Source organism: Micromonospora sp. LOL_014 (assembly GCF_048060245.1).
Classification (GTDB): domain Bacteria; phylum Actinomycetota; class Actinomycetes; order Mycobacteriales; family Micromonosporaceae; genus Micromonospora_E.
Map to the genome: position 1 here is coordinate 116,288 of NZ_JBHMIP010000025.1, position 6,418 is coordinate 122,705.

General features: G+C 65.8%; 8 protein-coding genes. 5 read left to right on the top strand and 3 right to left on the bottom strand.

The window, feature by feature from the left end:
- Positions 1-27 precede the first annotated feature (27 nt).
- The gene (locus tag ACFHW1_RS21570) at positions 28-936 is read right to left on the bottom strand and encodes an ABC transporter permease (protein ID WP_416615989.1); all 909 of its coding nucleotides are present in this window, start codon (positions 934-936) and stop codon (positions 28-30) included.
- Positions 936-1,190 carry a DUF6284 family protein gene (locus ACFHW1_RS21575; RefSeq protein WP_416615990.1) on the bottom strand — a complete coding sequence of 85 codons (255 nt, stop codon included), beginning with the start codon at positions 1,188-1,190 and terminating at the stop codon, positions 936-938. The genes ACFHW1_RS21570 and ACFHW1_RS21575 overlap by 1 nt, the downstream gene beginning before the upstream one ends.
- A 154-nt stretch (positions 1,191-1,344) precedes the next feature.
- On the opposite strand from ACFHW1_RS21575, the gene ACFHW1_RS21580 reads away from it, so the two are divergent.
- The 5 genes from ACFHW1_RS21580 to ACFHW1_RS21600 all read left to right on the top strand — a co-directional run bounded on the left by ACFHW1_RS21580 (position 1,345) and on the right by ACFHW1_RS21600 (position 5,863).
- Positions 1,345-2,127: a GntR family transcriptional regulator gene (locus tag ACFHW1_RS21580; RefSeq protein WP_416615991.1), complete on the top strand. Its 783-nt coding sequence runs from the start codon at positions 1,345-1,347 to the stop codon at positions 2,125-2,127.
- 12 nt (positions 2,128-2,139) lie between these two features.
- The gene (locus ACFHW1_RS21585; RefSeq protein WP_416615992.1) at positions 2,140-3,063 is read left to right on the top strand and encodes a DMT family transporter; all 924 of its coding nucleotides are present in this window, start codon (positions 2,140-2,142) and stop codon (positions 3,061-3,063) included.
- The gene (locus ACFHW1_RS21590) at positions 3,060-4,007 is read left to right on the top strand and encodes a UTRA domain-containing protein (RefSeq protein WP_416615993.1); all 948 of its coding nucleotides are present in this window, start codon (positions 3,060-3,062) and stop codon (positions 4,005-4,007) included. Before ACFHW1_RS21585 ends, ACFHW1_RS21590 begins: the two co-directional genes overlap by 4 nt.
- Positions 4,008-4,520: 513 nt before the next feature.
- A complete protein-coding gene (locus tag ACFHW1_RS21595; RefSeq protein WP_416615994.1) occupies positions 4,521-4,679 on the top strand; it encodes a hypothetical protein in 159 nt (52 codons plus the stop codon).
- Positions 4,676-5,863: a helix-turn-helix domain-containing protein gene (locus ACFHW1_RS21600; RefSeq protein WP_416615995.1), complete on the top strand. Its 1,188-nt coding sequence runs from the start codon at positions 4,676-4,678 to the stop codon at positions 5,861-5,863. Before ACFHW1_RS21595 ends, ACFHW1_RS21600 begins: the two co-directional genes overlap by 4 nt.
- A gap of 164 nt (positions 5,864-6,027) precedes the next feature.
- Here ACFHW1_RS21600 and ACFHW1_RS21605 read toward each other — a convergent pair.
- Positions 6,028-6,418: hypothetical protein (locus tag ACFHW1_RS21605; protein WP_416615996.1), on the bottom strand; the 391-nt coding region annotated here is incomplete at its 5' end.

The following is a 6,418-nucleotide window of genomic DNA, read 5'->3' on the forward strand; positions in this document are numbered from 1 at the left end:
GCCGTAGGGCTGTGCCGCCGGGCAAAGTCAGGACTGCCGCTGGTCGGTGTGCAGCAGGTGCGCCAGAGCGGCGCCCATACCGAGCACGGCCACCGGCAGGCACGAAACGACGGTCGTGATCCACCACGGGGCGGCGGTGATACCGGCGGACTCCATCAGGTGATACGCCACCTGCCCGGCCGCACCCAGCACGAGCGACCCGATCGCCGACCAGGCCGCGAACCGCCGTGCCCGTGGCGGAACCCCGTCCGGGGCGAGCCACGCCCGTAGCGCGTACGCGGCATAGGCCTCCACGCCGATCGGCAACGTGATCGCCGTGTTCACCGCGAAGGAATCCCAGATGCCCGGTAGCGGGTGCACCACACCGAACCCGGTCAGCTCACCCAACCCCACCCACCCGGACCAGATCGCCACGAACGCGGGAGCGGCCAGCAACAGCAACACCCACGACCGCACCGGCGACCGGACCGGCCGGGGCACACCGGTCGTGATCTTCGTGTCCGGGTGTCCGTCCACCACCACCGGCGACGACGCCTGCGCGGTGTCCTCGGCGACCGGCGACGGCAGGTCCGCCCCGGACCCGGCCGACGACTCGTCAGACGGGGCGACCGGCACCGGGTCCGCCGACACATCCGCCGACACCGGCGACGGGTCGACCGGGGCCGGCATGTCAGCCTCGGCAGGCTGGCCGGTGGGGGTGTCGCGGACCAGGCGCAGGCCCCGGTGCCCGCCCGTGGACTCGACCTGACCCGCGTCCTGATCCTGCTGTTCGTGGTGGAGGGCTTCCCGCAGGGCGGTCGCCTTCGGCGAACCCACCCGCAGTTCCCTCATCAGCAGGTTCCGCGACGGAACCTCGCCCAGCCGGACGGCAAGGGCACGGGCAGCGGGCAACAGCTCCTGCACCGGGCGGGGATACATGCTCGCGGGCGTCGTCATCAGGCCACCGCCTTCCGCACCCGCAGCGCGGTCACGGCCTGCACGTCGCCCAGGGCGGCGGCTTCCCGCATCACCCGCTGCTCAGCACGCCGCACCCGACGACGGTCAAGCAACGACGGCCCGCCATCGGCGTACAGGGCGGTGATCTCCGCGTCCAACAACGCCAACTCGGCCTCAATCAACGGCCACTCACGTTCGATCGCGGCCAACTCGTCGGGGGTGGGCTCGTCGTGGACGAGCGGATCGATCAGCACACGTACTCCTAGCCTCAGAGGTGAAGCAACTGGCTTAAGCCAGCTACTGGCTTGAGCCAGTTTGAGGTGCGCGGCGAACATTTGTCAAGAGCTGGCTTGAGCCAGTTGCGGTAGGGTGGGAGGTGATGGGACCACCAGGGACAGGCAGGCAGACATGGACGAGCCGACCAGCACAGACAAGCGACCACCCAGCCGACGCATAGCCGATGACCTGCGCCTCAGCATCCAGGCGGGGGAGCTGGCACCCGGAGACAAGCTGCCATCGGAGCGAGACCTAGCCGCCCGGTACGGCACAGCACGCAACACCGCCAGGGAAGCGATCAGCATCCTGCAAGGGGAGGGCCTGGTCGTCGCGCAGCACGGGCGAGGCGTCTACGTCCGCCCCAACCGGCCCCTGATGCGCCTCGGAGCCAACCGCTACTCCCGCCAGCTCCGCAACGAAACGGGACTCTCGCCGTTCCGCATCGAAGTCACGAAACAGGGCCGCGTACCCAAAACCGAATGCCGGTCGGTCACCCGCGACACCCCACCGCCGGACGTCGCCGAACGCCTCGGCATCGACGCGAACACCGCGACCGTCATCCGGCGGGAGAACTGGTACTTCGCCGATGACGAGCCGGTACAGGTCGGCGTGACCTACATCCCCGTTGACGTCGCCGACGGATCGCCGCTGGCGACTGACCGGACTCTCGGCAAGGGCAGCATCTACGCGAGGTTCGAAGAACTCGGCCACCGGATCACCCGCATCAGGGAAGAGATCTCGGCCCGGATGCCCTACCACGACGAGTTCACCGGGTTGGGGATGCCGCCCGGCGTCCCGGTCATCGAGGTGCTGCACACCAGCTTCGACGAGCGGCACAAGCCGTTCGAGGTCACCAGGTTCGTGATGCGCGGTGACCTGAACGGGCTGGACTACGACATGCCCGTAGAGGACTGACGGGGCCGCCTGATGAGTCGAGGCAGCCTCGTACGGCTGGTGATGCTCGCGTTGCTGTGGGGGTCAGGATTCCTCTGGATCAAACTGGCGCTACGGGGCTTCACGCCGGTGCAGATCGTCCTTGCCCGCCTGGCCCTCGGTGCACTGGTGCTCATCCCCGTCGCCCTGCACCGAGGGCTACGGTTCCCGGCCGACCGGACAACGTGGGGGCATCTGTTCGTCGCGGCGCTGGTCGCCAACGCGGTCCCGTACACCCTGTTCGGCATCGGTGAGCAGACCATTGACTCCGGTGTCGCCGGAGTCCTCAACGCGACCACACCCCTATGGACGGCACTGATCGCTTTTATGGTCGGGACTGACCGCACGGCAACGTGGTCGCGGGGAGCGGGACTGACCCTCGGCTTCGTCGGCGCGATGGTCATCTTCACGCCGTGGAAGTCGGCCAGCGAGGTCGCCAGTTGGGGAGGGCTGGCGATCCTGGCAGCGTCTGCCAGCTACGGAATTTCCTACGTCTACATGGGCAAGTTCCTCACCAACCGGGGAATCCCGCCGATCATGCTGTCCGCCGCACAGCTCACTGCCGGCACGATCCTGATGATCCTGGCGCTGCCCCTCGGCGGACTGACCGTGCCTGACCTTCGCTTCGACGCGGTTGTCAGCCTGCTGATCCTGGGTGTCCTCGGCACCGGGGTCGCCTACGTGCTCAACTACCGGCTCATCACCGATGACGGACCTACCCTGGCCTCCACGGTCACGTACCTGCTGCCGGTCGTCGCGGTGGGACTCGGCTTCCTGGTCGTCAACGAGCAGGTGACAGCGTCCATGGTCCTCGGCATGCTCCTGGTCCTGGCGGGCGTCGCGCTGGTGCAGCGCCGAACCTCGCGCGACCGGCCCAGCGTGCCGGATTCTCTGCCGCTCGGAAGGAAACCGGGATGATCGTCGTTGACCCGAACTTCGTCCGACTGATGCGCCGACTCCGACAACAACAAGGAATGTCGTTCCGGGAGCTGGCAAGCAAAGCGCACTTCTCACACTCGTACCTGTGGGAAATCGAGTCCGGCAAGAAACCGCCCAGCATGCACCTCGCCAAGGCCCTGGACGCCTGCCTCAACGCCGAAGGTCAGCTCACGCGACTCGTGACCACCGTTGCCGATGATCAGGAAACCGAAAAACGACTCCGATCCGCAGAGTCCGGCGACGGCCCGGACCGCGACGCCGAAGCGTGGCGAACGCGTCCGGCGTGGTCCGCGCAGACGGGCGGACCAGCGCCCGTCAGCGCATCCCAATGGGCGCAAGTCGCGACGATGCTCTACGACGTCTTCGTCCGTAGCCGACCACCGCTCATGCGCCTCGGACCAGACCGGTACACCAACCCCTCCCTACAGCAACAGAACCTGACACCATTCGCTGCCGAGGCAACAATGCAGGGACGCGCACCACGTGTCGAATGCCGCGCCGTATCCCGACAGCAGCCACCAAGCGACGTAGCCGCCCTGCTCTCCCTGGACCTCGGCGACGCCGTCGTTCTCCGAGAGAACAGGTACCTTGCCGACGGCGAACCCGTCCAACTCGGCCACACCTACCTGCCAACGCGCGTAGTTGGAACATCAACCCTCGCGACCGAACTGGACTTGGGACCAGGCGGGACCTTCGCGGCCCTGGAGCGACTCGGATACCGGACGGCACGGATCCGAGAGCAGGTCACCACTCGATTCCCGACCCGTGACGAGGCAGAGGCACTGAAACTCCCGCCCGGTGTACCCGTCATCGTACTGCTGCACGCCTCCTTCGACTCCGACGGCTTCCCGTTCGAAGCGACCCGCTACATCATGCGCTCCGACGCCATGGCAGTTCAGTACGTGGCAAAGGTCGCTGCCTGACCGCATACGCGCCCGGCAACACCGACCGACATGCCGACGCGTCCGCCCTCCTGTTTGCAAGCAATCGGCAAACGGCTTTCCATAGACCGTCATACGGATCGTCGGGCAGCCTGATCACGGCGGTTGACGCTGATCAAATAGCGTCGGCTAGCGAAGCGAGTGAGTCTCGCTAGCAGTGCCCTCCCGTAGATCATCGTTGCGGTACGGCTGGGCTGGCCGCCTCCTACGGCAAAGGGGGAGAGCCTTGCTCGGGAAGTGGTTTCAGCGCCAGGACCTGCCGATCGACGTCGTATACCCAGTGCCAGGCCAACGCCGGTACACCGACCGAAACGTGCCGCCGGACCGACGTCCAGCGACCCGCGAGGACCGAGCGGAGCGGCGAGGCGGCAACACCGGCCGCCACTACCTTCCATGAACCAGCGTCGCGGCGAACCTGCACACGAGCCGCACCGCCCGTCCTGGCTGTGCACGGTATGCCCGAACGGTGTGCCCTGGCCATGCCCACCCGGACGGGTGCAGCTGACAGAGGCGTACGTCGGGGAACCCGTCGCACTCTCCGTCGAGGTGGCGGAACTACTGCCCCTGGCTGTAGAGGAAGCGGGGATCAACGACCCAGCCGAACTGTACGAGCGGTTCGTTTCCTGGACATGGATCGAGGCGGGCGAACGGTGACTGCGTCAGTCGGCCGGCGGGTCGCACAGTGGCGCGTCAAACGGCGGATGACCCAACAGGTGTTCGCCGACCGGATCGGCCGATCGAAAAGCTGGGTTGAGAAGGTCGAACGCGGCGTACGGAAGCTGGACAAGTTCTCGGTCATCCAGCAAATCGCCGAGGTGCTACGGGTCAGTCCTGCGGAGTTTCTCGGTGCTGATATCCCGGCGACAACCGCAAGCCCAGTGGCGGATGGAGTTGAGGGGGTCCAGGCCGCCCTGGCGTGCCACGACGTATTCAGCGCTAGGGGGACCGCCGGAGAAGCATCGAAGTCGGGAGAACTGGCGCACCTGGTCTCACGTGCGTGGCTGACCTATCAACACGCTGACTATCCGCAGCTACTTCGGACGTTGCCGAACCTACTCAACCTGGCGCGACTGCCGAACCCAGGGCAATCGGTCGACGACGTAGATATCATAGTGCAGGCGTACCGGGTAACGGCATCAGCGCTGGTGAAAGTCGATGAGACAGACCTGGCATGGCTGGCAGCCGACCGGGCGATCGTAGCGGCCGGTGAGAATCTGCTGTTAGCCGCAACAGCAGCGATATCGCTAGCGCAGGTGCTACGGTCGCTGGGCCGATACCGACTGGCGATGGCAACGAGCATTGCGGCTGCGCACCGAATCGCTCCGTTAGCTCTTGGTAACAGCGCACATGAGCCGCTCTCGGTGTACGGAACCCTACTGATCCAAGCCGCCTTAGCCGGTGCCCACCGTGGTGACAAAGGAAGCATTGCTGAACTGGTCCAGCAAGCGCGAGCGATCGCCGTTCAAGTCGGCGATGGCAAGGACCACCGAAACACGAACTTCGGACCTGCAGCTGTCGACCTCGCGCAAGTGGTAGCGACCGCAGCGCTCGGAGACGCTACAGAGGCGACCAGGCAGCACGCTGCGGTTACCCAAAAGGGCGGATTGCAACGACTGCCGAGGGAGTACCGCGCAGCGTACCTAATAGATGCCGTGTCGACGTACGTGCAAGTAGGCGACTTCAAGGCTGCCGCCCAAACGATCCTTGAGGCCGACCGCGTCGCACCGGCCGAAGTCAGGCACCGTCCGGCAGGTCGCATGCTCGCTGCTGAGGTGGTTCGAGACGGGTCGGGTATCGCCGGTGCAGGTCCTCTAGCGCGCGCGCTCGGATTGACATAACAGTGCGAACGGACGATCAGCCTTCCGCTTCTCTTCCCCAATGGGCTTTCTAGAGAAAACACTCGGAATGGCCCGATGGCTGCTGGTACCCCTCCCGGTGAGTGAGTCCACGGCAGACGTTGCGGCGAAAGAGGCGACAACGCGGGATTTGATCCGACTATTTTTCACGGCCACCATGCATGTACGTCATGTTGAGCCTTCAATAGGTGGTGTACTATTGGCTGCTGTGCGACGTGCTGTGCAAGGGTCGCCGTCACCTCGAAGCAACTGTCACGGCGAAGTTGGCGCATGGCGAGCCGGGCAATCGGTAGGCCCAGTTCACTGAGAGCCGGGATTGAAAGAGCTCCCATTCGTTCGACGGCCGCACGTGCCACCCCCAGGTTTCGGCCACGGTCAATCTCGAGAATGCGAAAGATCTGGCTGGGGGTTAGATAGGGTACCAGGCCGGTCAACGCCTGCGCCCGTGCACGCCCGTCAGCGATTGTGGTGGCGATGTCGAGTGCTGCGGTCAGTACCGCCGGCCGCTGGTCGGGGTTCAGGTGGGGTGCCAGGCGG